Origin of the sequence: Actinoplanes sp. NPDC051851 (assembly GCF_040681165.1) — a bacterium.
Classification (GTDB): domain Bacteria; phylum Actinomycetota; class Actinomycetes; order Mycobacteriales; family Micromonosporaceae; genus Actinoplanes.
The window spans coordinates 209,570-232,998 of record NZ_JBFAYF010000009.1 but is presented as its reverse complement, the minus strand read 5'-3'; the positions used below and the strand labels follow the sequence as shown (position 1 = coordinate 232,998).

General features: G+C 70.4%; 27 protein-coding genes. 22 read left to right on the top strand and 5 right to left on the bottom strand.

The window, feature by feature from the left end; translation table 11 throughout:
- Nucleotides 1–64: 64 nt before the first annotated feature.
- The 13 genes from AB0M08_RS12550 (at nt 65) to AB0M08_RS12490 (ending at nt 13,379) form a co-directional block, all read left to right on the top strand.
- The gene (locus tag AB0M08_RS12550) at nt 65–1,987 is read left to right on the top strand and encodes a primary-amine oxidase (protein WP_364492106.1); all 1,923 of its coding nucleotides are present in this window, start codon (nt 65–67) and stop codon (nt 1,985–1,987) included.
- Nucleotides 1,988–2,137: 150 nt separating this feature from the next.
- Entirely contained in the window at nt 2,138–3,769 is a 1,632-nt protein-coding gene (locus tag AB0M08_RS12545) for an ABC transporter substrate-binding protein (RefSeq protein ID WP_364492104.1), read from the top strand.
- A complete protein-coding gene (locus AB0M08_RS12540) occupies nt 3,762–4,622 on the top strand; it encodes an ABC transporter permease (RefSeq protein ID WP_364492102.1) in 861 nt (286 codons plus the stop codon). Before AB0M08_RS12545 ends, AB0M08_RS12540 begins: the two co-directional genes overlap by 8 nt.
- Nucleotides 4,619–5,656: an ABC transporter permease gene (locus tag AB0M08_RS12535; RefSeq protein ID WP_364492100.1), complete on the top strand. Its 1,038-nt coding sequence runs from the start codon at nt 4,619–4,621 to the stop codon at nt 5,654–5,656. The genes AB0M08_RS12540 and AB0M08_RS12535 overlap by 4 nt, the downstream gene beginning before the upstream one ends.
- A 3-nt stretch (nt 5,657–5,659) precedes the next feature.
- A complete protein-coding gene (locus AB0M08_RS12530; RefSeq protein ID WP_364492098.1) occupies nt 5,660–6,331 on the top strand; it encodes an alpha/beta hydrolase in 672 nt (223 codons plus the stop codon).
- Entirely contained in the window at nt 6,328–7,317 is a 990-nt protein-coding gene (locus tag AB0M08_RS12525) for an ABC transporter ATP-binding protein (RefSeq protein ID WP_364492096.1), read from the top strand. Before AB0M08_RS12530 ends, AB0M08_RS12525 begins: the two co-directional genes overlap by 4 nt.
- Entirely contained in the window at nt 7,314–8,288 is a 975-nt protein-coding gene (locus tag AB0M08_RS12520) for an oligopeptide/dipeptide ABC transporter ATP-binding protein (RefSeq protein WP_364492094.1), read from the top strand. Before AB0M08_RS12525 ends, AB0M08_RS12520 begins: the two co-directional genes overlap by 4 nt.
- A complete protein-coding gene (locus AB0M08_RS12515) occupies nt 8,285–9,049 on the top strand; it encodes an amidohydrolase family protein (RefSeq protein WP_364492092.1) in 765 nt (254 codons plus the stop codon). The genes AB0M08_RS12520 and AB0M08_RS12515 overlap by 4 nt, the downstream gene beginning before the upstream one ends.
- Nucleotides 9,046–9,489, top strand: a complete 444-nt coding sequence (locus AB0M08_RS12510; RefSeq protein ID WP_364492090.1) for a hypothetical protein — start codon at nt 9,046–9,048, stop codon at nt 9,487–9,489. The genes AB0M08_RS12515 and AB0M08_RS12510 overlap by 4 nt, the downstream gene beginning before the upstream one ends.
- Nucleotides 9,490–9,506: 17 nt before the next feature.
- The gene (locus AB0M08_RS12505; RefSeq protein WP_364492088.1) at nt 9,507–10,265 is read left to right on the top strand and encodes a creatininase family protein; all 759 of its coding nucleotides are present in this window, start codon (nt 9,507–9,509) and stop codon (nt 10,263–10,265) included.
- Between the two features lie 11 nt (nt 10,266–10,276).
- A complete protein-coding gene (locus tag AB0M08_RS12500; RefSeq protein ID WP_364492086.1) occupies nt 10,277–10,912 on the top strand; it encodes a cyclase family protein in 636 nt (211 codons plus the stop codon).
- Nucleotides 10,912–12,453 (top strand): gamma-glutamyltransferase, encoded by a 1,542-nt coding sequence (locus AB0M08_RS12495; RefSeq protein ID WP_364492084.1) that lies wholly within the window; start codon nt 10,912–10,914, stop codon nt 12,451–12,453. The genes AB0M08_RS12500 and AB0M08_RS12495 overlap by 1 nt, the downstream gene beginning before the upstream one ends.
- Nucleotides 12,454–12,614: 161 nt before the next feature.
- Nucleotides 12,615–13,379, top strand: coding sequence for a sulfite exporter TauE/SafE family protein (locus AB0M08_RS12490; RefSeq protein ID WP_364492082.1), 765 nt, complete (start codon nt 12,615–12,617; stop codon nt 13,377–13,379).
- A gap of 42 nt (nt 13,380–13,421) precedes the next feature.
- On the opposite strand, the gene AB0M08_RS12485 is transcribed toward AB0M08_RS12490, so the two are convergent.
- The 4 genes from AB0M08_RS12485 to AB0M08_RS12470 form a co-directional block, all read right to left on the bottom strand.
- Nucleotides 13,422–14,255, bottom strand: a complete 834-nt coding sequence (locus AB0M08_RS12485; RefSeq protein ID WP_364492080.1) for an N-acyl homoserine lactonase family protein — start codon at nt 14,253–14,255, stop codon at nt 13,422–13,424.
- 62 nt (nt 14,256–14,317) lie between these two features.
- Nucleotides 14,318–15,235 carry a cation diffusion facilitator family transporter gene (locus AB0M08_RS12480; protein WP_364492078.1) on the bottom strand — a complete coding sequence of 306 codons (918 nt, stop codon included), beginning with the start codon at nt 15,233–15,235 and terminating at the stop codon, nt 14,318–14,320.
- Nucleotides 15,236–15,440: 205 nt separating this feature from the next.
- Nucleotides 15,441–18,167 carry an NACHT domain-containing protein gene (locus tag AB0M08_RS12475; RefSeq protein WP_364492076.1) on the bottom strand — a complete coding sequence of 909 codons (2,727 nt, stop codon included), beginning with the start codon at nt 18,165–18,167 and terminating at the stop codon, nt 15,441–15,443.
- A gap of 16 nt (nt 18,168–18,183) precedes the next feature.
- Complete coding sequence (locus AB0M08_RS12470) at nt 18,184–18,789, bottom strand: AbfB domain-containing protein (RefSeq protein ID WP_364492074.1); 606 nt, start codon at nt 18,787–18,789, stop codon at nt 18,184–18,186.
- Between the two features lie 273 nt (nt 18,790–19,062).
- Between AB0M08_RS12470 and AB0M08_RS12465 the strand changes: the two genes are divergently transcribed.
- Nucleotides 19,063–19,977, top strand: a complete 915-nt coding sequence (locus AB0M08_RS12465) for a tyrosine-type recombinase/integrase (RefSeq protein WP_364492069.1) — start codon at nt 19,063–19,065, stop codon at nt 19,975–19,977.
- Here the strand turns inward: AB0M08_RS12465 and AB0M08_RS12460 are convergent.
- A complete protein-coding gene (locus AB0M08_RS12460) occupies nt 19,974–20,558 on the bottom strand; it encodes a hypothetical protein (protein WP_364492067.1) in 585 nt (194 codons plus the stop codon). The two genes, AB0M08_RS12465 and AB0M08_RS12460, sit on opposite strands and share 4 nt — an antisense overlap.
- 183 nt (nt 20,559–20,741) lie before the next feature.
- Between AB0M08_RS12460 and AB0M08_RS12455 the strand changes: the two genes are divergently transcribed.
- From AB0M08_RS12455 to AB0M08_RS12420, 8 genes are all read left to right on the top strand, one after another.
- Complete coding sequence (locus tag AB0M08_RS12455) at nt 20,742–20,984, top strand: helix-turn-helix transcriptional regulator (RefSeq protein WP_364492065.1); 243 nt, start codon at nt 20,742–20,744, stop codon at nt 20,982–20,984.
- On the top strand, nt 20,984–21,259 hold the full coding sequence (locus tag AB0M08_RS12450; RefSeq protein WP_364492063.1) for a hypothetical protein: 276 nt from the start codon (nt 20,984–20,986) through the stop codon (nt 21,257–21,259). The genes AB0M08_RS12455 and AB0M08_RS12450 overlap by 1 nt, the downstream gene beginning before the upstream one ends.
- Before the next feature lie 73 nt (nt 21,260–21,332).
- Entirely contained in the window at nt 21,333–21,722 is a 390-nt protein-coding gene (locus tag AB0M08_RS12445) for a hypothetical protein (RefSeq protein ID WP_364492061.1), read from the top strand.
- Between the two features lie 110 nt (nt 21,723–21,832).
- Complete coding sequence (locus AB0M08_RS12440; protein WP_364492058.1) at nt 21,833–22,150, top strand: hypothetical protein; 318 nt, start codon at nt 21,833–21,835, stop codon at nt 22,148–22,150.
- Nucleotides 22,147–22,431 (top strand): hypothetical protein, encoded by a 285-nt coding sequence (locus AB0M08_RS12435; RefSeq protein WP_364492056.1) that lies wholly within the window; start codon nt 22,147–22,149, stop codon nt 22,429–22,431. Before AB0M08_RS12440 ends, AB0M08_RS12435 begins: the two co-directional genes overlap by 4 nt.
- Nucleotides 22,428–22,889, top strand: coding sequence for a DUF6248 family natural product biosynthesis protein (locus tag AB0M08_RS12430; RefSeq protein ID WP_364492054.1), 462 nt, complete (start codon nt 22,428–22,430; stop codon nt 22,887–22,889). Before AB0M08_RS12435 ends, AB0M08_RS12430 begins: the two co-directional genes overlap by 4 nt.
- Nucleotides 22,886–23,110, top strand: coding sequence for a hypothetical protein (locus AB0M08_RS12425; RefSeq protein ID WP_364492052.1), 225 nt, complete (start codon nt 22,886–22,888; stop codon nt 23,108–23,110). Before AB0M08_RS12430 ends, AB0M08_RS12425 begins: the two co-directional genes overlap by 4 nt.
- On the top strand, nt 23,107–23,427 hold the full coding sequence (locus AB0M08_RS12420; RefSeq protein WP_364492050.1) for a WhiB family transcriptional regulator: 321 nt from the start codon (nt 23,107–23,109) through the stop codon (nt 23,425–23,427). Before AB0M08_RS12425 ends, AB0M08_RS12420 begins: the two co-directional genes overlap by 4 nt.
- Nucleotides 23,428–23,429 lie beyond the last annotated feature (2 nt).

Genomic DNA, 23,429 nt, shown 5'->3' with positions numbered 1-23,429 from the left:
CTGTCTCAGGATCCGAATCTATCGTAAAGTCATCCACTGACTCGCCGACGAACAGGAGCCCGCGATGAGCGCGTGCCACACCTCCCCCGCGCGGGCCACCCGCTCGCACCCCCTCGACCCGCCGACCAGCGCGGAGATGGAGGCCGCGGTCGGCGCGGCGCGTCTCGACGGCCGGCTCGGCGAGCGGCCCCGGTTCTGGGGCGCCACCCTGGACGAGGCGCACGCCCGCCGGGTGATGGCCGGCGAGGCCGAGGGCGTCCGGCTCGGGCTGGTCGCGATGCGCACCGGTGGCGGCGCGGCCTGGGAGGTCGACGTGCTGATCGCCGGCGAGGGCGCCACCTGCGTGGAGTGGCGCGAGGTCGACCCGCGCCGTCCGGGGATCACCTCCGACGAGGCCCGCGCCGCCGCCCAGGCCTGCCGGGAGAGCCCGCTGTTCCGCGAGGCGTGCGCGAAACGCGGCATCCACGACGTCTCGCTCGTCATGATCGACGCCGAGTCGATGGGCGGCTTCGAGGAGAAGTACCGTGACCGCCGGGTCACCTGGGGCACGGTCTGGCACCGCACCACGGTCGAGGACAACGGCTACGCCCGTCCGGTGCAGGGCGTCGTCCCGATCATCGACATGGACACCATGGAGGTCCTGGAGGTCGAGGACCACGGGGTCATCCCGGTCTCCGAGGAGGCCGGCCCGCTGACCACCGGCGCGTTCGGCCCGGACCGCGAGGGCCTCAAGCCGCTCGACGTGGTGCAGCCCGAGGGCCCGAGCTTCAGCGTCGACGGCTGGAAGGTGGAGTGGCAGGGCTGGACGTTCCGGGTCGGCTTCACCCACCGCGAGGGTCTGGTCCTCTACGACCTGGAGTTCCTCGGCCGCCCGGTGCTCAAGCGCGCCGCCTGCAACGAGATGTACGTGCCCTACCTCGACTCCAACTCCACCCAGTACCGGAAGAACTTCTTCGACTGGGGCGAGTACGGCGCCGGCCCGCTGACCAACTCCCTCGCGCTGGGCTGCGACTGCCTCGGCGTCATCTACTACTTCGACGGCATGCACCTGGGCGGCTACGGCGATCCGGTGACGATCGGCAACGCGATCTGCATGCACGAGGAGGACGCCAGCATCCTCTGGAAGCACAACGACCTGCGGCGCGGCGTCAGCGAGGTCCGGCGGTCGCGGCGGCTGGTGATCTCCAACTTCCAGACCGTCGCCAACTACGACTACGGGTTCTACTGGACGCTCTACCAGGACGGCCGGATCGAGCTGGAGGTCAAGCTGACCGGCATCCTCTCCGCCTCCGGGATCGACGAGGGGGCCGAGGCGCCGTACGGCCGGGTGGTCTCGAAGCACGTGCAGACCCCGATCCACCAGCACTACTTCGGCATCCGGCTGGACACCGCGATCGACGGCACCCGCAACCGGCTCGTCGAGGAGCACGCCGAGGCCGAGACCGACCCGGCGCTGAACCCGTACGGGAACGCGGTCCGCTACGTGCGGGAGCCGCTGACCGTGGAGACCGGGCAGCGCAACGACCCGAGCATCGCCCGGCACTGGCGGATCGAGAGCGCCGAGCGGACCAACCGGTACGGCGAGCCGACCGCGTACCGGCTGGTCATCCCGAACACCACGCGCAGCTTCGGCCTGCCCGAGTCGGTGATGGCCCGCCGGGCGCCCTTCATCCACCAGCACGTCTGGGCCACGCCGTACGCGGAGGACGAGCAGTTCATCGGCGGGCAGTACCCGAACCACGCCGAGCCGGGCGAGGACGGCGTGCACGTCTGGCAGCGGCAGGAGCGCTCGATCGACGGCGTACCCCTGGTGGTCTGGCCGGTCCTGGGCGTGCACCACCTGCCCCGGCCGGAGCAGTGGCCGGTGATGCCGGTGGAGGCGATCCACCTGGTGCTCGAGCCGGACGGCTTCTTCGACCGCAACCCGGCCCTCGACATCCCGGATCCGGCCGCGACCCGCGACCATGGAAGTTCCTGCTGCTCATAGGTGGTGGCGCCGGCCTCCCCCGAGGTCGGCGCAATCACTAGTTCACATTGCGGATACGCCAGCGCGACGCAAGATCGCGATGATTGGATCCAATCCGAGCCGAATGAAATCCCAAATAGGCGGACTTTAATACACCCCGGAGTGGCGCAGATGATGGAAATCGGCAACCACAACGTCTCCCGCCGCACACTGTTGCGCGGCGCATCGATCCTCGGCATGGGCGCCGGCCTCACCGGCCTGCTCGCCGCCTGCGGCATCGCCGCCGAGGACGACAAGAGCGGAGACTCCCCCAAGACCGGCGGCACACTGACCCTCGCCATCGACGGCACCAGCGCGGTCAACGACCCCGCGTACTACACGACTCTCGGCGACTGGATGGTCGTCGACTGCGTGTGCCGTGGCCTGACCTTCATCTCCTTCGAGACCAACGAGCCGCAGGCCGACCTGGCCGAGAGCTGGACGATCTCCGACGACCAGCTCACCTACACCTTCAAGCTCCGCCAGGGAGTCACCTTCCACGACGGCACCACCTTCACCTCCGCCGACGTGCTGGCCAGCCTGGACCGGCAGTTCAACGACAAGAACAAGACGCTGCTGGAGGGCTCGTCCCGGCCGCTGAAGGCGATGGGCGAGAACCTCGCCGCGCTCACCGCGCCGGACGACTACACCGTGGTCTTCAAGCTGAAGAAGGCGGACCGCACCCTGCTCGGCCGGCTCTCCGACATCGGCGGCCGGATCATCTCCAAGGCCGCCCTGGAGAAGTACGGCAGCGACATCGGCAAGAACCTGGTCGGCACCGGCCCCTTCACGTTCTCCGCGGCCACCTCCGGCCAGTCGGTGACGCTGGAGGCGTTCGACAAGTTCCGGCTCGGCAAGCCGCCGATCGACCGCCTGGTGCTGCAGCAGGTCACCGACCCGTCGACGATCGTCAGCTCGCTGCTCTCCGGTGACATCGGGGCCACCCAGTTCACGCCCTACTCCGCTCTCGAGCAGCTCAAGAGCGACAAATCGGTTACCGTGTACGACACCCCGAAGAGCTTCGACGCGTTCATGATGATGGACGTCCGGCGGATCCCCGAGCTCGACGTCCGCAAGGCGATCAACCTGGCCATCGACCGGGACTCGCTGATCTCCCAGGCGTTCTTCGGGGCGGCGGTGAAGCCGGACGGCTACACCATCCCGCCGAACCAGGACGCGTACGACGCCACCCTCGCCGACATCTCGACCACCAACGTCGAGCAGGCGAAGGCGCTGATCAAGTCGGCCGGAGCGACCGGGCGCACGGTGCACCTGATGGCCGCGAGCGACAGCTGGCACCCGAAGGCCGCACAGATCATCGCGCAGAACCTGACCGACATCGGGCTGAAGGTGGAGACCGACTCGGTCGACCCGGCCACCTACTTCAACCGGCTGCTCAACCCGGACGACGAGTACCACGACCTGATGATCTGGGAGCGCAACGGCTACTACCCGGACGCCGACGACATGATCGGCTCGCTGGCGAAACCGTCCGGCGTCTACGGCGACTACATCTCCGGCTTCACCACGCTGGACGGCTCGGCCGACTACGCGGACATGCTCTTCGAGGCCAAGAACATCACCGACGCCACCGCCCGCAAGACGCGGTACTCGGAGATCCAGCGGGCCTGGGCCGAGAAGTACATGACGCTCAGCATGCTGGTCTGTGCCGCTAACCCCGTCGTGAGCGGCGCCGACGTCGAGAACATGAACTGGAGAGCTCTCGGCAACCACCGCTGCTACATGGAAAACGCGAGTGTCTGATCTGATCGGGTCCCGCCTCCGCACCGCGTTCGCGGTGCGGAGGCTCGGCCGTGGCCCGCTCGCGGCCGCCAGCTGGATCGTCGTGGCGCTCTTCGTGCTCGTCGCGCTGGCCGGCCCGTTCCTGGTCTCGGCGGATCCGGCCCGTGGCACCGCCGACGCGCTGCTCACCCTCGGCGCGCCCGGCCATCTGCTCGGCACCGACGACCTGGGCCGCGACGAACTGGCCCGGATGGTCTACGGCGCCCGCCCGCTGCTGCTGGTCTCGTTCCTGGCCACCGCGCTCGCCGCGGTGCTCGGCACGGGTGCCGGACTGGTCGCCGGGTACGCCGGTGGGCGTACCGAATGGGTGGTGATGCGGTTGATGGACCTGGCGCTGGCCTTCCCGTCGATGCTGCTGATCATCCTGATCGTCTCGGCCTGGCAGCCCGGCGTCGGCAGCCTGGTCACCGGCATCGGCATCGCCCTGGCACCCGGCCTGGCCCGGCTGGCCCGGGCCCTCGCCGCGCGCGAGGCGGGCCGTGACTACGTGCTCGCGGCACGGCTCGGCGGCACCCGCACGCCCCGCGTCCTCGTGCAGGAGGTCCTGCCGAACATCGCGGGACCGATGCTCGCCCAGGTGGTGATGACCCTGTCGGTCGCCGCCGGGTTCGCCGCCGGCCTCTCCTACCTCGGGCTGGGCATCCAGCCCCCGACACCGGACTGGGGATACATGGTGCAGGCCGGCCAGGAGTTCCTCTACACCGCGCCACGGCTGGTGGTGCTCCCCGCGGCGGCCACCCTGATCTTCGTGGTGGCCTGCAACTTCGTCGGCGACGACCTGCGCGACGCCCTCGACCCGCGGAGCTCCCGATGAGGGGCACCGCCTGGATGATCGTCAAGCGGCTGCTCTCGGTGCCGCTGGTGCTGCTCGCGCTGAGCACCATGGTCTTCATCGCGATGCGGCTGCTGCCCGGTTCCCCGGCGACCACGCTGGCGGCGGGCGGCGCCTCCGGTACGGCCACCGCGGCCGAGATCGCCGAGAACGAAGCGAAGATCAACGCCGCGTTCGGGCTGGACCAGTCGCTGGCCCACCAGTACGCGAGCTTCCTCGGCGACCTGGTCCACCTCGACCTGGGCAGCTCGTTCTACGGCGGCAACGACATCACCGGCCTGCTCGGCGACACGCTGCCCGCCACCATCGAGCTGACCGTCGCGGCGATGCTGATCGCGGTGCTGATCGGCATGGTCACCGGCGTGGTCGCGGCGCTGCGCAAGGACACCTGGATCGACACCACCACCCGGGCGATCGGCACGGTCAGCTTCTCGCTGCCGTGGTTCGCGCTCGGCGTGCTGTCGATCGTGATCTTCGGTGTCTGGCTGCGCTGGCTGCCGGTGATCGGCCGCCTGCCCAACGCGCTCGACTACCACCCGTTCACCAACTTCGTGCTGCTCGACGCGATCCTGCAGAACCGGCCGGAGCTGATCTGGCCGTGGATCGAGCACCTGATCCTGCCCGCCACCACGCTCGCCCTCTCGATGGCCGGGTTCATCACCCGGATCGTCCGGGCCTCGGTGCTGGAGGTGCTCGGCGAGGACTTCGTGCGCACCGCCCGGATGAAGGGGCTCTCCGGCGGGGCGGTCCTGCGCCGGCACGTGCTGCGCAACTCCTCGCTGCCGATCGTGACCGTGCTCGGGTTGCAGTTCGGGTCGCTGCTGGGCGGGTCGGTGATCACCGAGACCGTCTTCTCGTACCCCGGCGTCGGCAACCTGCTGGTCAGCGGGATCGTGCAGCGCGACTATCCGATCGTGCAGGGCGCCGCGCTCGCCATCGCCCTGCTCTTCACGCTGGTCAACGTCGTCGTGGACCTGCTCTACCTGGCTCTCGATCCCCGCTTGCGGAAGGCCTGACCCATGCACATCGTCCTCGTCCACGGCGCCGGCGGCACCCCGACCACCTGGTCCGAGCTGGTCCCGCTGCTCGGCGACCGCCCGCACACCCTGGTCACCAACCCGATGACCTCGCTCGACGACGACGTCGCGCACACCCTGAGCGTCGTCGAGGCGGTCGGCGGCCCGGTGCTGCTGGTCGGCCACTCGTACGGCGGTGCAGTGATCACCAACGTCGGCCGGTCGGCCGCGGTCAAGGGCCTGGTCTACGTGGCGGCGTTCGCCCCCGACGAGGGCGAGACGGTCAACGGCATCGTGGAGCGCTACCCACCGGCCGAGGTCTCCAAGTACATGCGGCGCGGACCGAACGGCGAGTGGAAGTCCGAGCACACCGAGGAGTACTGGAACGAGATCGGCTGGGACGTCCCGGTCGAGCAGCGCGCCGTCTGGGACACCGAGGCCCGGCAGAGCGACAACCGGATCTTCAGCCAGCCGACCGGCGTGCCCGCCTGGCGTACCACGCCGATGTGGTACCTGGTCGCCGCCGAGGACAAGACGCTGCCCACGGTGATCCAGCGCGACATGGCCGCCCGGGCCGGCGCGGTCACCAGCGAGGTCGGCGGCAGCCACTTCACCCCGCGGGTCCACCCGGACGCCGTGCTGGGCGTCATCGACCAGGCCCTGGCCACGCTGTGAGCGAAGCCCTCCTGGAGATCAAGGGCCTGCGCGTCGAGTTCGACGTGCCGGGCGGGCGGCTGCCCGCGGTCGCCGGGATCGACCTGACCCTGGGCCGCGGCGAGATCCTGGCGCTGGTCGGCGAGTCCGGCTCCGGCAAGTCCGCGCTCTCGATGAGCCTGGTCGGGCTCAACCGCGGGCCCCGCGCGCACATCGGCGGCCAGGTGCTCTTCGGCGGGCGGGACCTGGTCGCGGCGGACGAGAAGGCGCTGCGCGAGGTCCGCGGCCGGGACATCGCGGTGGTCTTCCAGGACGCCCTCGCGGCGCTCAACCCCACCCAGAAGGTGGGCGACCAGGTCGCCGAGATGATCCGTACCCATAAGCGGGTCCCGAAGAAGCAGGCCTGGCAGCGGGCCGAGGAGCTGCTCGGCGAGGTCGGCATCGCGAACCCGGCACAGGCCGCGCGCGCCTATCCGCACCAGCTCTCCGGCGGCATGCGCCAGCGCGTGATGATCGCGATCGGTCTCGCCAACGACCCGGCCGTCCTGATCGCCGACGAGCCGACCACCGCGCTCGACGTCACCATCCAGGCCCAGGTGCTGCGGCTGCTCAAGCGCCTGCAGACCGACCACGGGACCACGGTCGTGCTGATCACCCACGACCTCGGGGTGGTCGCCGAGGTCGCCGACCGGGTAGCCGTCATGTACGCCGGCCGGATCATCGAGCAGGGCACCCGTGACCAGGTGCTCTTCGACCCGCAGCACCCGTACACGAAGGCGCTGCTCGACTCGGTCCCGCGCGTCGACGGCCCGGCCGCCGCGCGCCTCCCGGCCATCGCCGGCAGCCCGCTCACCGGCGTCGCCCGCCCGCCGGGCTGCGCCTTCGCCCCGCGGTGCACCTTCGCCCACGAGTCCTGCACGGCCACCCCGCCGGCGCTGGCCCAGCGCCGGGGCGCCGCCGGTCACCTGGACGCGTGCCTGCTCGACACCAAGGTGGTGACCTCGTGAAACCGACACCGCTGCTCCAACTGGAGGGCCTGCGGGTGGAGTTCGCCGGCTCTGCCGGCCGCCGGGTCCGCGCCGTCCGCGACGTCGACCTGGAGATCTTCGAGGGCGAGACGCTCGGCCTGGTCGGCGAGTCCGGCTGCGGCAAGTCCACGCTGGGCCGGACCATGCTGCGGGTCACCGAGCCGACCGCCGGGACCATCCGCTACCTGGGGCTGGACATCACCACGATGCGCGGCACCCTGTTCCGGCAGACCCGCGCCGACCTGCAGATGGTCTTCCAGGACCCGTTCGGCTCGCTCAACCCGCGCCGGAAGATCGCCGACATCGTCGCCGAGCCGCTGCTGCGCGCCCGCGGCGCCTCCAAGGAGGAGGCCCGGAAGGTCGTCGACGACCTGCTCGACCAGGTCGGCCTGGGCCGCGAGGCGGGCGCCCGGCGGCCGCACGAGTTCTCCGGCGGCCAGCGGCAGCGGATCGGCATCGCCCGCGCGCTCGCCCCGTCGCCGCGGTTCGTGGTCGCCGACGAGCCGGTCTCCGCGCTCGACGTGTCGATCCAGGCCCAGGTGATCAACCTGCTCACCGACCTGATCCGCGAGCGCGGGCTGACCATGCTCTTCATCTCGCACGACCTCGGCGTGGTCCGGCACATCGCGGACCGGATCGCGGTGATGTATCTCGGTCAGATCATCGAGATCGCGTCCCGGGACGACTTCTTCGCCGGCCCGGCCCATCCGTACGGGGAAGCGCTCCTCTCCAGCGTCCCGGCGCTCGAGAAGGGTCCCGCCCGGGAACGGATCGAACTCACCGGCGACCTGCCCGATCCCGCCGACCCGCCGTCCGGCTGCACATTCCACACCCGCTGCCGGTACGCGATCGACACGTGCCGCACCGACCCACCCGCACTCCGCGAGATCGCCGACGGCCGCCAGGTCCGCTGTCACCTGCCCCTGATCCCCTTGGAAGGCGCCACATGATCATCGATGCGTACAACACCACCCAGGACGTCCGGGGGCGTTCCGACTACCTCACCGGGGCGCGGCCGGGGCAGGCGCCGCCGCCGTACACGCCGTTCGACCCGCAGCGGATCCTGGACCGGATGGACGCGGCCGGCGTCGACATGGCGATGGTCTGCTCGCTGGCCCAGCGGATCGAGAACGACTTCATCGCCGGCCTGGTCAAGGCGTACCCGGACCGCTTCATCGGCTTCGGCCAGGTGATGCCGCAGGCCGACGACGCGCTCGACGAGATCGCCCGGATGAAGGACGCCGGGATCAGCGGGCTCAAGCTGCACCCGAGCATGCACGGCTACCATGTCGCCGACCACGGCCTGCTCGACCCGGTCTTCGCCACGTGCGACGAGCTCGGCATGCCGATCCTGATCAACGCGCTGGACGACGCGTTCTGCGCGCCGCTGGCGATCGAGGAGATCGCCAAGGGCTTCCCCGGGGTGCCGACGATCATCGCGCACATGGGCGCGGTCTGGAACGTACCCGAGGCGATCATCGTGGCCGAGCGGAACCCGCACATCTACCTGGAGACCTCGGCGACGCTGATGGCCGACGTCAGGCGCGCGTACGCCCGCCTCGGCCCGTCGCAGATCCTGCTCGGCAGCGAGTGGCCCGGCTCCGACTTCGACCTGGAGCGGATGAAGATCGCCAAGGCGATCCCGGACGAGGCCGACCGGGCCCTGGTCGAGGGCGGCAACATGGCGAAGATCCTCGGAATCGCGGCATGACGATCATTCCGGTGACGCCGCCCGCCTCGATGCCGCCGGACGACGTCGAACTGCTGGAACACGCCCAGAAGCTGCTCGGCCGCGTCTGGACGTCCGGGCGGCACGAGGTCGCCACCGCCCTGCGGACCACCGACGGCGCGGTGCACACCGGCGTCCACGTGGAGGGATCCTGCCGCCGCAGCTCGATCTGCGCCGAGGGGGTCGCGCTCGGCACCGCCCGGGGCGCGGGCAACCCGCTCGCCGAGGTGGCGAGCGTGGTGTCGGTGCAGATCAAGCCGGCCGGCACCTTCCGGATCATCGCGCCGTGCGGCGTGTGCCGGGAACTGATCAGCGACTACAGCCCGGAGGCGACGGTCTGGCTGACCGCGCCGGCGACCGACGAGGTGATCGCGGTCCGGGCCCTCGACCTGCTGCCGGAGAAGTCGCGGCGGGTCTGGTGACATCTTCAGGAGGTTTCATGAGTACCGAGAACCGGCCGGTCCGCTGGGACGAGATGACCTGGCCCGAGGCCGGGAAGGTGACCAGCGACGCGGTGATCATCCCGGTCGGCGCGGTCGAGCAGCACGGCCCGCACCTGCCGCTCAACGTGGACACCGTGATCTGCCAGGAGGTCGCGCTCGGCGTCTCGGCGCTCACCGGCGTCCCGGTGATCCCGCCGCTGACGTACGGCGTCTCCGGTTCGCACGGCGACTTCGCGGGCACCGTCGCGCTGCGCCCGGAGACGCTGATCGCCGTGGTCGAGGACGTCATCGACTCCCTGCACGCGAGTGGCGTACGCCAGTTCATCCTGCTCAACGGGCACATCTGGAACAACGGATCGCTCGACGTCTCGGCCGAGAAGCTGCGCGTACGCCACAAGGACTCCCGGGTACGCGCCCTCGGCTACGTGACCATGTACCCCGGCCCCGAGGTCAACGGACGGGTCCAGTTCGGCCGCGGCCTGATGCACGCCAACTTCTTCGAGACCTCGGTCATGCTGCACCTGCGCCCCGACCTGGTACGCATGGAGCGGGCCACCTCGCACGTCGACGTCGACTCGTTCTGGGACTACCGGATGGACCAGGTCAGCGAGACCGGCGTCTGGGGCCGCGAGGTCTCCGCCGCCAACGCCGAGCACGGTAAGGCCGAGTTCGAGCGCTGCGTCCAGACCACCGCCCAGGCCGTCAGCGCCGCCGTCCGCGAGCCGTGGCCGTCCTCCGCCCACCGCCCCGACTGAGAGGTTTTCCCGTGGAGATCTTCGACATCACCCTCCCGATCCACCCGGAGATGCTGCACTGGGGCCGCAAGCCCGAGGTGGAGATCGTCGAGTCGCTCGCCAACGGCGACGCCTCCAACGTGACCCGCTGGCGCCTCGGCGCGCACACCGGCACCCACGTGGACGCGCCGGCCCACTTCGTCGACGGCGCCACCCCCGTCGACAAGCTCGACCTGCACTCACTGGTCGGCCCGGCCGTGGTCGCCGACCTGACCGCGGTCACCGGCGACATCACGGTCGCCGATCTGGAGGCCGCCGGGGTCGCCGGCCAGAAGCGCATCCTGCTGAAGACGTCGAACTCGGCCGGACCGCTCAAGGAGCCGGACCGCGCACCGTCCTGGGTCGGTCTCTCCCCCGAGGCCGCGCAGTGGCTGATCGCCGAGCGGGTCGAGCTGATCGGCATCGACTACCTGACCATCGAGAGCCACACCCGCACCGAGACCTGGGACGCCCACCACGTCCTGCTCGGCGCCGGCCTGATCATCCTGGAGAACGCCGACCTGGACGGCGTCCCGGGCGGCGCCTACGAGCTGGTCTGCCTCCCGGCCAAGCTGGTCGGCGCGGACGGCTCCTTCGCCCGCGCCATCCTGATCAAGCGAGACGCCTGATGACCGTCCGCGTGGCGGTCGCCGCTCCCCATCCGGCGGCCGTCGACGCGGCGCGGACGGTGGTCGAGGCCGGTGGCAACGCCCTCGACGCCGCGCTGGCCGCGGCGGCCGCGCTCACCGTCGCCTACCCGCATCAGTGCTCGGTCGGCGGCGACCTGGTCGCGATCGTCCGCCCGGCCGGCGGCGAGCCCCGGGCCGTCCTGTCGATCGGAGCGGCCGCGACCGATATCGACATCCCGGCGCTGCGGGCGGCCGGCGACCGGATGCCGTTCGGCGGCCCGCAGACGGTGACCGTCCCGGGCGTCGTCGCGGGCTGGGCGGCGATCGCCGGTCTCGGCGCGCGCCTCCCCCTCGCCGAGCTGCTCGCCCCCGCCCGGGCCCTCGCCGCCGGCGGGGTGGCGGTCAGCGCGGGCCTGCACCGGGCCATCCTGGGCCGCCTCGACGACATCCGCGCCGACCCCGGCCTGTCCGCGCTGCTCCTCGACGGTTCCGGCGCCCCGGTCACCACGCTGCACCAGCCCGCGCTGGCCACCACCCTCGGCGCGATCGGCACGAACTGGCGCGCGTTCTACAAGGGCCACCTGGCGCACCGTCTGGTGGAGGGTCTCAACGCGCTGGGCAGCCCCCTGTCGGTGACCGATTTCGCCGGTCACAAAGCAGAGCTTTCCACCCCTCTCTCCGGTACGGCCGGAGCCTTCACCTGGCACGCCGCACCCCCTCCGGTCCACGGGGCGACCTTCCTCGCGATCACCGGTTCGGCGGACCTGCTGACCGACGCCCGCCGCGCCCAGCTGGCTCGCGACGCCCTGCTCGGCGACCCGCGCACCGGCCCGATCGACCTCGACGGCCTCCTGCTGCGCTCCCCGGCTCCCGGTTCGTCCGGCGTCCTCCCCCCGGGCACCCTCCCCCCTGACACCCTCCCCCCGGGCGTCCTCCCGTCCGGCACGGACTCCATTCCGAAGCCGGCCGGTGACACCGTAGCCGTCACCGCGGTCGACAGCCAGGGGACGGCGGTGACCCTGATCCAGAGCGTGTTCCAGAGCTTCGGTTCCGGGCTGCTCGACCCCGGCACCGGCCTCGTCCTGCACAACCGGGGTTCGTCGTTCAGCCTCGATCCGCAGCATCCCGGCCGGATCCAGCCGGGGGTACGTCCCCCGCACACGCTCTGCCCGACCCTCGCGGTCTCCGGCGACACGGTGGTGGCGCTGGGCTGTCAGGGCGGCCGCGCACAGCCGTGGATCCTCGCCCAGGTGGCCCCGGACGCCGTCGGCTCCCCCGACCTGCCCGGCCTGCTCGCCCGGCCGCGCTGGATCATCGGCGCCCGCGAGATCGACCGCCCGGTACCGACGCTGCTGATGGAGCCCGGCACCCCGGACTCCGGGACCCTGGCCGCCACCGCGACCGGGATCGGCCTCGCCGTCGAGTACACCGGCGGCCCGCACGACGACGCCGGTCACGTCCAAGTGGCACGGCTGCGCGACGGCGTTCTCGCCGCCGCCAGCGATCCCCGCGCCGACGGTGTGGCCGCGGTGTTCTCCTGACTCGCTCAGCGCCGGACGCTATGCCCCATCATGTGGTGATATAGCGTCCGGCCGATCATGTGCCCCGGGGCGGGCATGTCACAGAGCGGAACGGTCGTGTCGCGGGGCGGGGCTTCGCCCGTACCCTGGAAATCTGATTTTGATCTTGAAAGTGGGCGGCGTTGAACCTTACCGAAGCGACGTTGTTGCTGGTGGCCGGGCTGGCTGCCGGAGGAGTGAACGCGATCGCCGGGGGCGGGTCGCTGATCACCTTTCCGATGATGCTGGCGATCGGGATGCCGTCGGTGTCCGCGAACGTGAGCAACGCGCTGTCCGTGGCGCCGGGCTACGCGTCCAGTGTGGTGAGCAGCCGAGCCGATCTCGCCGGGCAGGGCAGGCGGGCACTGCGAGTGATCCCGACGGCGATCGCCGGGGCGCTGTGCGGGTGCGCGCTGCTGCTGAAAACGCCGCGGCACGTGTTCGACTTCGTGGTGCCGTTCCTGGTCATCGGGGCGGCCCTGATGCTGGCGTTCCAGACGAAGCTGCGCGGACTCGTCGGGCATCCGGCACACGTCTCCGACCGGCGCGCGCAGGTCATGCTGCACACCGCGGTCTTCCTGTGCGCTCTCTACGGCGGCTACTTCAACGCGGCGCTCGGCGTGCTGCTCGTGGCGGGACTCGCGCTCGTCCTCGAAGAGACGCTGGCCCGGGTGAGCGCCCTGAAGAACCTCCTCTCGGCGATCGTCGGCATGGTCACGATCCTGGTGTACAGCATCTTCGGCCCGGTGAACTGGGCCGCCGTGGCCGTGGTCGCGCCGGCCACGGTGATCGGCGGCTACCTCGGGGCGAAGGTCGCCCGCCGCCTCCCGGCGAAGGTCCTCCGCGCGGTGATCGTGACCTTCGGCCTGCTGGTCGGCACCTATCTGTTCGTGCGCGCGGTCATCTGACCCCGCTCGTGCAGGCGGTCACTGGGCCGCGTTCGTGCGCGGTCATCGGGCCCCGCTCGGGCGTGCGGTCATCGGGCCGAACCTCTCCCCCAGCTCGGCGGTGAGTTCCGGCCATGCGATCGGGTCGTGGCCGGGGATCACCCGGTAGCCCCGCCGGGCGCCCACCTCCTTCAGCTTGCGGATCTGCTCCACCGTCTGCTCGGGAGTGACGCCGAGGAACGAGCCGATCGCGCGTTCCTCGGTGATGTTCTCGGTCAGGTCGGCGGCATCGCAGGCGAAGACGAACCCGCCGCCGCCCACCGCCGGGTCCAGATCGACCACGAAGCTCTGGTGCCCCGGCGTGTGCCCGGCGGTGAGCAGCGCGGTCACCCCCGGGGCGATCTCCACGTCACCGTCCGCGAACCGCCAGTCGATCCGCGGGTCGTCGTAGTCGATCCGGGCCATCGAATACTTCTCCGGCTCCGGGTGATTGCTCGTCCCATACGCGAGTTCGGCCCTTTGAATGTGCACCGGAAGCCGCCCGGCGAAGTGTTTCAGCCCGCCCGCGTGGTCGACGTGCAGATGACTGAGCGCCACCGCGGTGACGTCGTCCAGCCGCAGGCCGACCGCGGTCAGCGCCTCCTCCAGCGGCTCCCCGTCGCCGGGAAGCTCGGGTTGATAGTTCGGACTCGGATAGAACCGCCGCCGCAGCGCGGGATCACGCAGCAGCGCCGTGTTGAACCCCGTGTCGATCAGCAGCCAGCCGTCCCCGGTCTCCAGCAGCAGACCCGGAACCGGCTCCCGGACACGCTCGGCACGGGACCCACCGTGCACCGACGCGGATTTCGGCAGGTCCTCCCAGCCGAGCGTGAGCGCGATGATCCGGCGAACCCCCATGACAAGCCTCCCCGAGACGTGGGCGAGATTGGATCCCACCCTATCCCACTGGGATCCACCCTTCAGTCTGTGGCGACCGTCACGGTGACGTGGTCGATGCCGGGATCGGCGAGCAGGCGCTGGCGCATTTCGTTCACCCGGACCACCAGCTCGTCCGCCGACCCGCCGCGCATCTCGCCGGACGGCACCACCCAGAGGTTCACCAGCAGGCTGGACGGTCCCACGTAGACCGCGTGCGCCTCGTCCAGGCGCTCCACCCAATCGGCCTCCGCCACCGACGCACGGATCGGCCCGAGCACGTCGGCCGGCGCCGACTCGTCCAGCAGCAGCGCCTTGGAACGCCGGGCCAGCAGGTACGCCACCACGATCAGCAGCACGCCGATACTGATGCTGCCGACCGCGTCCCAGCCCGCCCAGCCGGTGAACGCGTGCAACAGCAGCGAGGCCAGCGCCAGGCCGAGACCGATCAGCGCCGCCGAGTCCTCCAGGAACACCGTCGCCGCGCTCGGATCGTCGCCGCGGCGCAGATGCTGCATCAACGACCTTTTCTTCTCGTCGGCGTCGCGGCGCAGCTGCCGGTGCGCGACGAACCAGGAGTAGCCTTCGAACCCGGCCGAGACGAGCAGCACGGCCACACCCACCCAGAGGGATTCGAGGGGCTCCGGCGCCAGCAGGCTGCGAACCCCCTCGCCGATCGAGAGCACTCCGCCGACCAGGAAGATGCCGAGCGCCGCGAGGAACGCCCAGAAGTACCTCTCCTGCCCGTACCCGAAAGGATGCCTATCGTCAGGACCCCGCGCCGACCGGCGCAATCCCACGAAGAGCAGCACCTCGTTGCCGCTGTCGGCCACCGAGTGAGCGGCTTCGGCCCACATCGACGCGGATCCGGTCATCAACGCCGCCACGGTCTTCGCCACGGCGATCCCCAGGTTCGCGATCACCGCGACGACGACGGTGCGCGTGCTCTCCTCTTCAGCCACGCCCAGCCCTTACCCCGGCGGTGGCCACTCCGAGCGTCTCACTCACGCCTTTCTTACGGTACGCACGTTCCCACCCCGGGTCGCGACGTCACCCTCAGGCTCGCGGCGCCGCGAGCCGCTGCCCGCTTCCGGCCCGCAGCGCGACCGCCTGCCAGCGACGAAACGGGGCGCGGTCACCGGACCCGGCTGCGGAGCGACGCGGGCGCTACGAGACCGCCTGCGCCGGGAAGTCGTCCGGCCAGGTCAGGACGCGGCGGTTCCCTCGCGCCCACTCCTGCAGGAATTCCCGCTCCGGATGATCCAGAGCGGACACTCCGCTCGGCAGTGCGCCGGCGTCCTCGCTCCACCGCGCCGCGATGAGCTGCCCCATCAGACCGCCGGGATGTTCGTGGGGCGGAAAGTGCCGGATCACGATCTCCGCCGCCCCGGCCGCGAGGTAGGCCAGTCCGCCCAGCACCTCCGCCGGGGACGCCGCCGCCCGGGCCAGCGCACGGTTGAACACCTCCCCGATCCCGGCGAAGTCACGGGCCGGCAGGTCCGGCCCGTCGACCGGCTCCAGCAGCCACGGCCGCAGGCCGGAAGTGATCAGCCGGAGCTGGCGGGCCGCGACCGGGTCCCGGCCCACCTGCTCCGCCAGCCAGACCGCCGTGCAACTGGCCGTGTGCGGCGAGGCCCGGTGCAGCGCCCCCGCGAAGAGCGACTCCCGTTCGGAGCGCCCCGAGAAGTCCACGATCCCGTGCTGGATCACCACGTCCCAGGCCCAGTCGTGCCAGGTGAGGAACTCCCGCATCGTCCCGGGACCCTCGGCGGCGATCTCGGCGAGCGCCCCGGCGAGCGCCACCTGCACCCCGGACGCGTGCCGGAAGTCCGGCCCCAGCAGCACCGGCAGCAACTGCCGGTCCTGGAAGAGGCGGCGGGTCAGCCGCACGCACCCCCGCACCAGCGAGATCAGACCGTTCTCGTTCAGCGGGATCACGTCAGCCGTGTTGACGATGAACGCGGTGACCACCCGCCCGTCGTCCGGCGGTAGCCGCCACGCCCGCTCCATCAGCTCGCCGATGGTGTCCGAGGCGCCGTTCGCCCGGTGGACACCGGCCATCGACACGGCGATCTGGGACAGCACCTCACCGCGCCCGGCGAGCAGGAACGGCAGCAGGCCGTCCGCGAGCGCCGCGCTGGTCCCGGCGTTGCGTACCAGGTGGGTGGCGGTGAAGTACTCCAGGAAGCTGCCGTGCGCGAACGAGTAGACGTCGTTCCCCGCGTCGTCGACGTCCACGTTGGTGAAGATCCAGCCCCGCCCGCGGCACAGCGCGATCATGTCGGCGGCGAGCTGGACCGCCTCCCGCCGGCTGGTCACCGCCTCGGCGAGCATGTTCTGCGCCGCGACCTGTCTCAGCTGCTCCTCGGTCATGCCCGCCCGGTACTCGGGGCGGCTGTAGACGAGATGGGCGATCTCGGCCAGCGCCACCTCGTAGACGTCGGTCTCCCACGGGCGCGTGGTCACGCCCCGCGCCGTGTCCCAGTCCCGGACCAGCATCTCGACGCACCGGCGGTAGATCTGCGGGCGCTGCCGCGGAATGGCGCCGTGCCCCCGGTAGAGGATGCAGATCAGGGCCAGGAGCAGTGGATTGGTACGCAGGTCGTCGGCCGATTCGCTGCTCGTCATGAAGTCCGCGACGTAGTCCTCCACGGATCCGGGACGGTCCACCGCGACCAGCCCGAACCAGTTGCGGGCGTAGGCGCGCACCTGATCGGCGGTGAACGGCATGACCCGGAACTCGGTGAAGACCCCGGTGTCCAGCCGGCTCTCGTGGTACCCCGTCGACCGCGCGGTCACCAGGAAACGAGTCAGCGGATAAGCGAACGCCGCCGCCTCGATGACCTCCGCGGTCCGCTTCCGGAGCGCGAGCGTCGGCACCTCGTCCAGTCCGTCCAGCACGACCAGCGAGTCCCCGGCGAGCAGCAGGTCCTCGACCGTCCCGGACGGCACCGTCACCTGGTACCGGGCCTCCAGCGTCCTCTCGATCTCGCGGACCAGGTTGAATCCGGCGTCCTGGTCGAGGCGCCGCAGGTCACGCAGCACCACCTGGAAGCAGGGCCCGCGCTCGGTGAACCACGTGACGCCGAGCCGCGAGCTCGCCGTGGACTTCCCGGCGCCGGGATCGCCCAGCAGGACCGTACGGTCGATGTGGTCTTGGACGTCGCCGAAGGCGATGCCGCCGCGCCGGGGATCGGCCAGCAGACGCACGTCCGGGCCGACGAAGAGCCGCTCGGAGGGGACGAGCCGCCGGTGGTCCAGGTCCGGGATCACGATGCTGCCGTGATGGGTCAGAAAAGCTTTCCGGTACGCGTCGAGCCAGGCCGTCGCCTCCTCCGCCGTCGGCCGCCCCGCCCTGGCGAGCGTGGCGGTGTGGCGCTCGATCGCCTCCAGGGTGGCCCGGGTGAGGATCGCCCCGGCCCAGTCGAAGCCCTCCCCCGACCGCACCGGCACCGAGGTGAGCTGCTCGGCGACCTCCCGGCACTGAAGCTGGAGACTCTCCTGGAAGCTCAGATAGTAGGCCGCCAGTTCGGTCGGCGCGGCACCGTGGAGCTCCGCGAAGAACAGCCTCTCCAACCGGCTCAGGACCCGGTCCGGTGCCACACCCGCGACGTAGGCGGCGATGATCTCCTGAGCGGCGGAGCGCACCGCCCCGCTGCCGGCGAACGCGGTGATCTGCCGGTTGGTGACCCCGGCCGGCAGCTGATCGAGCAGCGACAGCGTCCGCGTGCCGCCCCGGTGCGGGCCGCCGATCTGCAGGAGCCGGCCGGCGGCGTCGCTGTCCTGTACCAGCCCCTTCTTGATCAGGGTCAGCCGGAGCCGGTTCACCAGGGGCGCGGCCGCCTGGCCGACCACTCTCCCGAGGGCCGGCCCGGCGCTCTCCACAAAGGTCACACCCCGATTATGGGTGTCAGTAGCCGATCCGGAACGTGGCGTCCTGCTTGTCGGTGGTCGACGAGCTGCTGCTGATCACATCGATCCGCAGCACGTAGTTGGAGTGCCGCAGGTACCGGGTCGGGTAGTTGTACGACTGGAACGACGTCCACGACGAGTCGGCGAACCCACTGGTCTTGTAGAACGTCGCGTCGGCCGCGAACGTGCTGGTCCCGTCGTTGGTGTTGAGGACCATCGCGTAGTTGGAGTGCCGCAGGTACATGTCCGGGTAGTTGACCGAACGGAACGACACCCCGCTCGAATCGGCCAGGCCGGCCACCAGCGTCCACTGCTGATCCTGGTACGGGTCGAACGGGTAGGCGTCGATCCGCCCCACGTTGCTGGCGTGCCGGATGTACCGGTCCGGGTAGTTGTACGACTTCACCCGGTTCCAGGACGGCGTGCCCCACTTACCGGTCAGGTTCGACAGCTCGGTGGCCGTGATCGGCACGATCCCGCAGTGCTTCGAGTTCAACGGCTGCGTGTACGCCCGGTCGTTGAGCAGCGTCCACGACCCACCCGCCACGCTCGTCGTCGACCAGCAGAAGAACCGCCCGTTGGGGCTCCACGTGTCGCCCCACATGTACCAGGTGTCCGACGTGTTCGACTTGCTGATCTGCGGCGCCTCGACCCCACGGCCGGGAGTGATCGCGCTGGTGTAGACGCTGAAGCTCCCCGGGTCCAGCGAGCTGGACTTCGTGCCCAGGAGCGTACTGTTGGAATTGTTCTTGTATTAACAGTACTAGCGAACACCCTCAGCAATCCCTCAAACAGCACCTCTACCTGCATGTACTCACCAAGACCAGCCGATCGGACAATGGCAACAGCGCTACTACTGCAGTTAACCTTTCCGATCATGCACGAGGACTTCAACGCTCTGCTACCAAGCTGGGAACTGGACCTACAGGCCGACCGGTACCCACCGACCACCCGCAGGTCGTACGTGATTGGAGTCCACCGGTTCGGCGCCTGGCTATACGCCCACCACCCGGGCGTCAGCCCGCTGGAAGCCAAACGCGAACATATTCGGGGCTGGCTCGCCGACGCCAACGAGAAGTACGCGGTCAACAGCACTCGCGCATGGCTCACCGGGATTCGGCACTTCCACCGGTGGCTCGTCCGCGAAGGCGAAGCAAAGACCGATCCCACTGAAGGCGTTCGCGGACCGAAGCCTGGAGAGACCGCGACCAATCTTCTCAGCGAATCCGAGGTCAGCGCGCTCCTCTCAACCTGCAACGGAACGTCGTTCAAGGAGCGGCGCGACACGGCCATCATCTATGTCTTCTTCGACGGCGGTGTACGCCTTGCGGAAAACTCCAAACTGGAGGTCGAGGACTTCAACCTGCAAAGCAGAATGATCTTCGTCAAGGGGAAAGGCACCAACCGGTCCGGGCCGCGAGTCCGAGCGGTTCCACTCGGGGTCAAAGGCACCCGAGCCGTCGACCGGTATATACGCGAACGGCGGAAGCACCCCTTCGCCGAACTTCCCCAGCTATGGCTCGGCGACAGGAACCGCGGGCCAATCACCCGGGAAGCCATCAGAGCCATGCTGGAGACCCGGGCGGCCCAGGCCGGCATCAAGAACTTCCACCCGCACATGGCACGCCATACCTGGGCATCCGAATTCCGAAAGGCCGGCGGCGAGGAGGGCGACCTAATGGTGCTCGGCGGCTGGAGATCGCGCCAGATGCTCGACCGCTACGGCAAGATCGCGGCCGTCGACCGCGCACAGTCGTCCTACCGCAAGCGTTCGTTCGGCGACCGGATCTAGCGCTCTGGCTCCTCCGGGAGCGCCTCTTCGTTGACCTGCCACTCGGCCTCGGTGTCTTCGGATGCCGAGGCCGAGCTGCTGTCCGCGCGCCGGAACATCGGAATCGCAGGCTGGTCGGCGGCCTGGGCGCGGAGCTCCATGACCTGCCGTATCCGGATGAGCTTCTCCTGGGCGGTCATGTTCTTGTCTGCGTAGATCAGGTCGATGAGTTCGTCACCGCCGACCGGATGCTCCGGGTCGATCCCGACAGAGATCATCGACGTCGCGGCGACAATGTCGACCCGCTTCGCAGCTTGTTCCAACTCCAGTTGCGCCTCAGCCGCGTCGACACGGCCGGCGTCTGCGAGCGCATCTGCCGTCCTGCCGATCGCCATGTTCATCCTGGCGAGCGTCTGCGCGTTGCCGCGCACGGGTATTTTCATGCCACCTGCGGCGGGCTGCCATCCCTTGACGATCTGCCGCCACCGAGTGTCACTGATCCCGGCCTTCGCGGCGAGCTGACGAACAGATTCACCGGTTCGCTTCGCCCACTCCTGGATCATCCTGCCCTCAGGCGTTTGCTCCGGTGTCATCTGTTCCACGATTTCATGGTTTCACGCGAACGTCCGCGAAGTCCACCGCGACCTGCGCAACCCTTCGAACAACAGTGCGTAACCCCTGGTCGGGTCGATGTCGCGAAAGACGCGAACTGTTCGAGCCTCTGTCTCAGAAGCTACGCACAGGTTCTCTTTACTTCGCGAACGTTCGCGTGTAGCTTCGTTCCCATGCCGAACACCCCACGGCCGAGGCGAGTAGCCCCGGTCACCCACGACCCCGCCGCCCTGAAGTGGGCGCGCGAACGTGCGGGATGGCGTCAGGGAGCACTCGCGCGGCAGCTCGGAATCTCCGCGAGCGTCCTGTGCGAGGCCGAGAAGGGCACCCGGGGCCTCGCACCCTCGGTGATGAACCGGCTGGCCGAGACGTTCCAGTGCCCGGTCACGATGCTTCTCGCCAAGGTCGCCGCCTGATGCCCCGCAACCATCGCGAGACGCCGATGGAACGGGCCTTGCACTCCCGGGCCGCTTCTCACGCCCGCTGGTCCCGCGAGGCCGACCGCACCGCCGCGACCGCGCCGGCACGGGCTGGGCTCCAGGCCCGGTTCGAGCGGCAGGTCGACCCGGACGGGGTCCTCCCGCTGCCCGAACGTGCCCGGCGCGCCGAGTCGGCGCGGAAGGCGTACTACGCGGACCTCACGCGGAAGTCGATCGCTGCCCGGCGCCGTAAGCGCGAACAGGCTGCCTGACCCGCACAAAAAAGCACCGCCAGCTCCACTTCCCGGCGGCAACTGGCGGCACTCACTACGAATGGAGTATCCCATGACCGACGCCCAGCAGGCGACCACCAGCACCGACATCGGCCTTCGACGGTCCGTCACCCTCCAGACGATCGCCACCCTCGCCGAGCAGCACAATCTGCCGTTCCCGCTGGACATCGGCTTCAGCAGCACCGGCCGCCGCCTCAACCTGCGGCTCGACGACAACGACCGCGCCGGCGTCCACGCCTGGGCCGCGGTTCTCGGCTTTCCGATCGAGCCGGAGAAGGCGCCCCACCGGTCCAAGACCGTCGGTGACGGCAGCCCCTGGGTCGCCGTCAAGGCCGAGCGCATCGACTACGACAAGCCGGTCTGGCTCGCCTGGAGCTGGGTGTCCGTGTGGTCCGCGGTGAACGTCCCCTCCCGCCGCAAGGCCAAGGCGGTTGGCGCGTGATCTCCCTGTTCCGGCTCGCCCCTGCGTCGGCCATCCGGCCGGCGCCCCGGCACCGCCGCCCGTTCTTCCGACCCGCGACCGCGCTGGCCGCCGCTCCGAACGGAGCCCCCATGGCCGTCTACCACTCCGACCACGCCACCCGGCCCGAGCCCGGCCGGGCGACCACCGTCGTCGCCGTCGCCCAGGCGCCCGCGCCCGCCGTGATCACCCCGTGCCCCTACCTGCCCGCCGTCACCGCCGCGGTGCTGCGCAAGCCGACCGGGCCGATCCGTAACCTGGCCGAGCTCAACGCCGCGCTGGCCCGCACCGACCGGCCGAACCCGCCGATCTACGCCGCCCTCGCCGCCGAGCTCGGCCTCGACCCGGCCCCCACGGTCATGTCGGCGCCGGCCGGGGACGCGTCGCTGTGGTTCGGGGGTGCCCGGTGAAGCGCGACCTGACGATCGTTGACCCAGAAAGCGACCGCCGCGCCCTGATCACCTACTCGGCCAACTCCTGGGCGACCATCTGCATCGACTCCCCGGACGGCTACCAGTGCCGGATGTCGATCGGCGGCTACTACCGCCGCCCGTCCGCCATCGCAGCCGCCGAGGCACACCTGCGCTGGCACGCCAACGGGAAGCCGACCTGCTGGCGCTGCGGGAATTGGCTCAGCCGCAAGGGCGCGAACCGGTGCCGCAGGGGCACGGGCTGCGCGGTGGACCGGTGATCGCGCCGATGCCGCTCGACGTCGCGGACCGGATCTACGCCGAGGTCCTCACCGGCGCGTACCGGCGCTCCGTCGGCGCCGAGGGCCGCGGCGCCAAGCACCAGGACGAGGACCTCACGCTCGGCCCCGCCGCCGTCCGGATGTGCCGGTGTGAGTGGGGGCCGTGCGGCCACTGCCAGGCCAGCAGGCCCGACCGGTGTGCCCACCGGCGCGGCACCTCGCCGAAGACGTGGCACGAGACGTGGATCCTCAACCGCGACGGCATGGCCGTCGCCGAGGTCCGCCTCACCGGCCGTCCCTGCCAGTGGCGCTGCCCCGGGCCGCCCGGCGGCGATCTGCTCTTCGCCGTCCAGGCCGACGCAGTCGTGCCGCCGCGTACGAGGGCGGAGCGTCCGGCGGCCAAGCGGCCGGCGGTGGAGCAGCCGAACCTGTTCGCGCTCGCCGGGGGTGCCGCATGAGCATCCTCTCCACCGCCAGCGCCTGGACCCTGACCGGCATCCTCGCGCTCGCCGCCCTCGCCTGGCTCCTGGCCGCCGTCTTCGCGTCCGCGATCACCGTCTGGGCCCTCCACCGGCTGTCCAACCTCCGCGACCAGCTGGACGCCGCCGAGTTCGAACGCGACCTGTACCGCGACCTCCTGGCCGACTACATCGACACCACCCCCAGAGACCAGTCGTGATCGAGCAGACCCTCGACATCCGCCTCGACCCCAGCGTCATCAAGCTCCTGCCGATCTTCGAGGCCGGGCCCGCCTGGATGCGCCGCCGGGACCTGCCCTGCGCGCCCATCGACGGCGTGGCCGACCCGCTATGGACCTCCGACCAGCCCGGCGACAGTGTGCGCGCCGCAAAGATCTGCACCACGCGCTGCCCGGTCCGCGCCGAGTGCGACATGTACGCCACCCAGAACGGCGAGTGCTTCGGCGTGTGGGGCGGCCTCAACCGCTCCAGTCAGGCCACTCGCACTCGCACGGCCAGCACCCGGAAGGCGGCCTGACC

Excerpts from the sequence above, each read along its gene's own strand:
- AB0M08_RS12465 (WP_364492069.1), top strand. The coding sequence starts at position 19,063 with ATGCACGAGGACTTCAACGCTCTGCTACCAAGCTGGGAACTGGACCTA.
- AB0M08_RS12445 (WP_364492061.1), top strand. The coding sequence starts at position 21,333 with ATGACCGACGCCCAGCAGGCGACCACCAGCACCGACATCGGCCTTCGA.
- AB0M08_RS12530 (WP_364492098.1), top strand. The coding sequence starts at position 5,660 with ATGCACATCGTCCTCGTCCACGGCGCCGGCGGCACCCCGACCACCTGG.
- AB0M08_RS12505 (WP_364492088.1), top strand. The coding sequence starts at position 9,507 with ATGAGTACCGAGAACCGGCCGGTCCGCTGGGACGAGATGACCTGGCCC.
- AB0M08_RS12550 (WP_364492106.1), top strand. The coding sequence starts at position 65 with ATGAGCGCGTGCCACACCTCCCCCGCGCGGGCCACCCGCTCGCACCCC.
- AB0M08_RS12510 (WP_364492090.1), top strand. The coding sequence starts at position 9,046 with ATGACGATCATTCCGGTGACGCCGCCCGCCTCGATGCCGCCGGACGAC.
- AB0M08_RS12545 (WP_364492104.1), top strand. The coding sequence starts at position 2,138 with ATGATGGAAATCGGCAACCACAACGTCTCCCGCCGCACACTGTTGCGC.
- AB0M08_RS12425 (WP_364492052.1), top strand. The coding sequence starts at position 22,886 with ATGAGCATCCTCTCCACCGCCAGCGCCTGGACCCTGACCGGCATCCTC.
- AB0M08_RS12455 (WP_364492065.1), top strand. The coding sequence starts at position 20,742 with ATGCCGAACACCCCACGGCCGAGGCGAGTAGCCCCGGTCACCCACGAC.
- AB0M08_RS12470 (WP_364492074.1), bottom strand. The coding sequence starts at position 18,789 with ATGTGGGGCGACACGTGGAGCCCCAACGGGCGGTTCTTCTGCTGGTCG.
- AB0M08_RS12450 (WP_364492063.1), top strand. The coding sequence starts at position 20,984 with ATGCCCCGCAACCATCGCGAGACGCCGATGGAACGGGCCTTGCACTCC.
- AB0M08_RS12495 (WP_364492084.1), top strand. The coding sequence starts at position 10,912 with ATGACCGTCCGCGTGGCGGTCGCCGCTCCCCATCCGGCGGCCGTCGAC.
- AB0M08_RS12440 (WP_364492058.1), top strand. The coding sequence starts at position 21,833 with ATGGCCGTCTACCACTCCGACCACGCCACCCGGCCCGAGCCCGGCCGG.
- AB0M08_RS12535 (WP_364492100.1), top strand. The coding sequence starts at position 4,619 with ATGAGGGGCACCGCCTGGATGATCGTCAAGCGGCTGCTCTCGGTGCCG.
- AB0M08_RS12515 (WP_364492092.1), top strand. The coding sequence starts at position 8,285 with ATGATCATCGATGCGTACAACACCACCCAGGACGTCCGGGGGCGTTCC.
- AB0M08_RS12485 (WP_364492080.1), bottom strand. The coding sequence starts at position 14,255 with ATGGGGGTTCGCCGGATCATCGCGCTCACGCTCGGCTGGGAGGACCTG.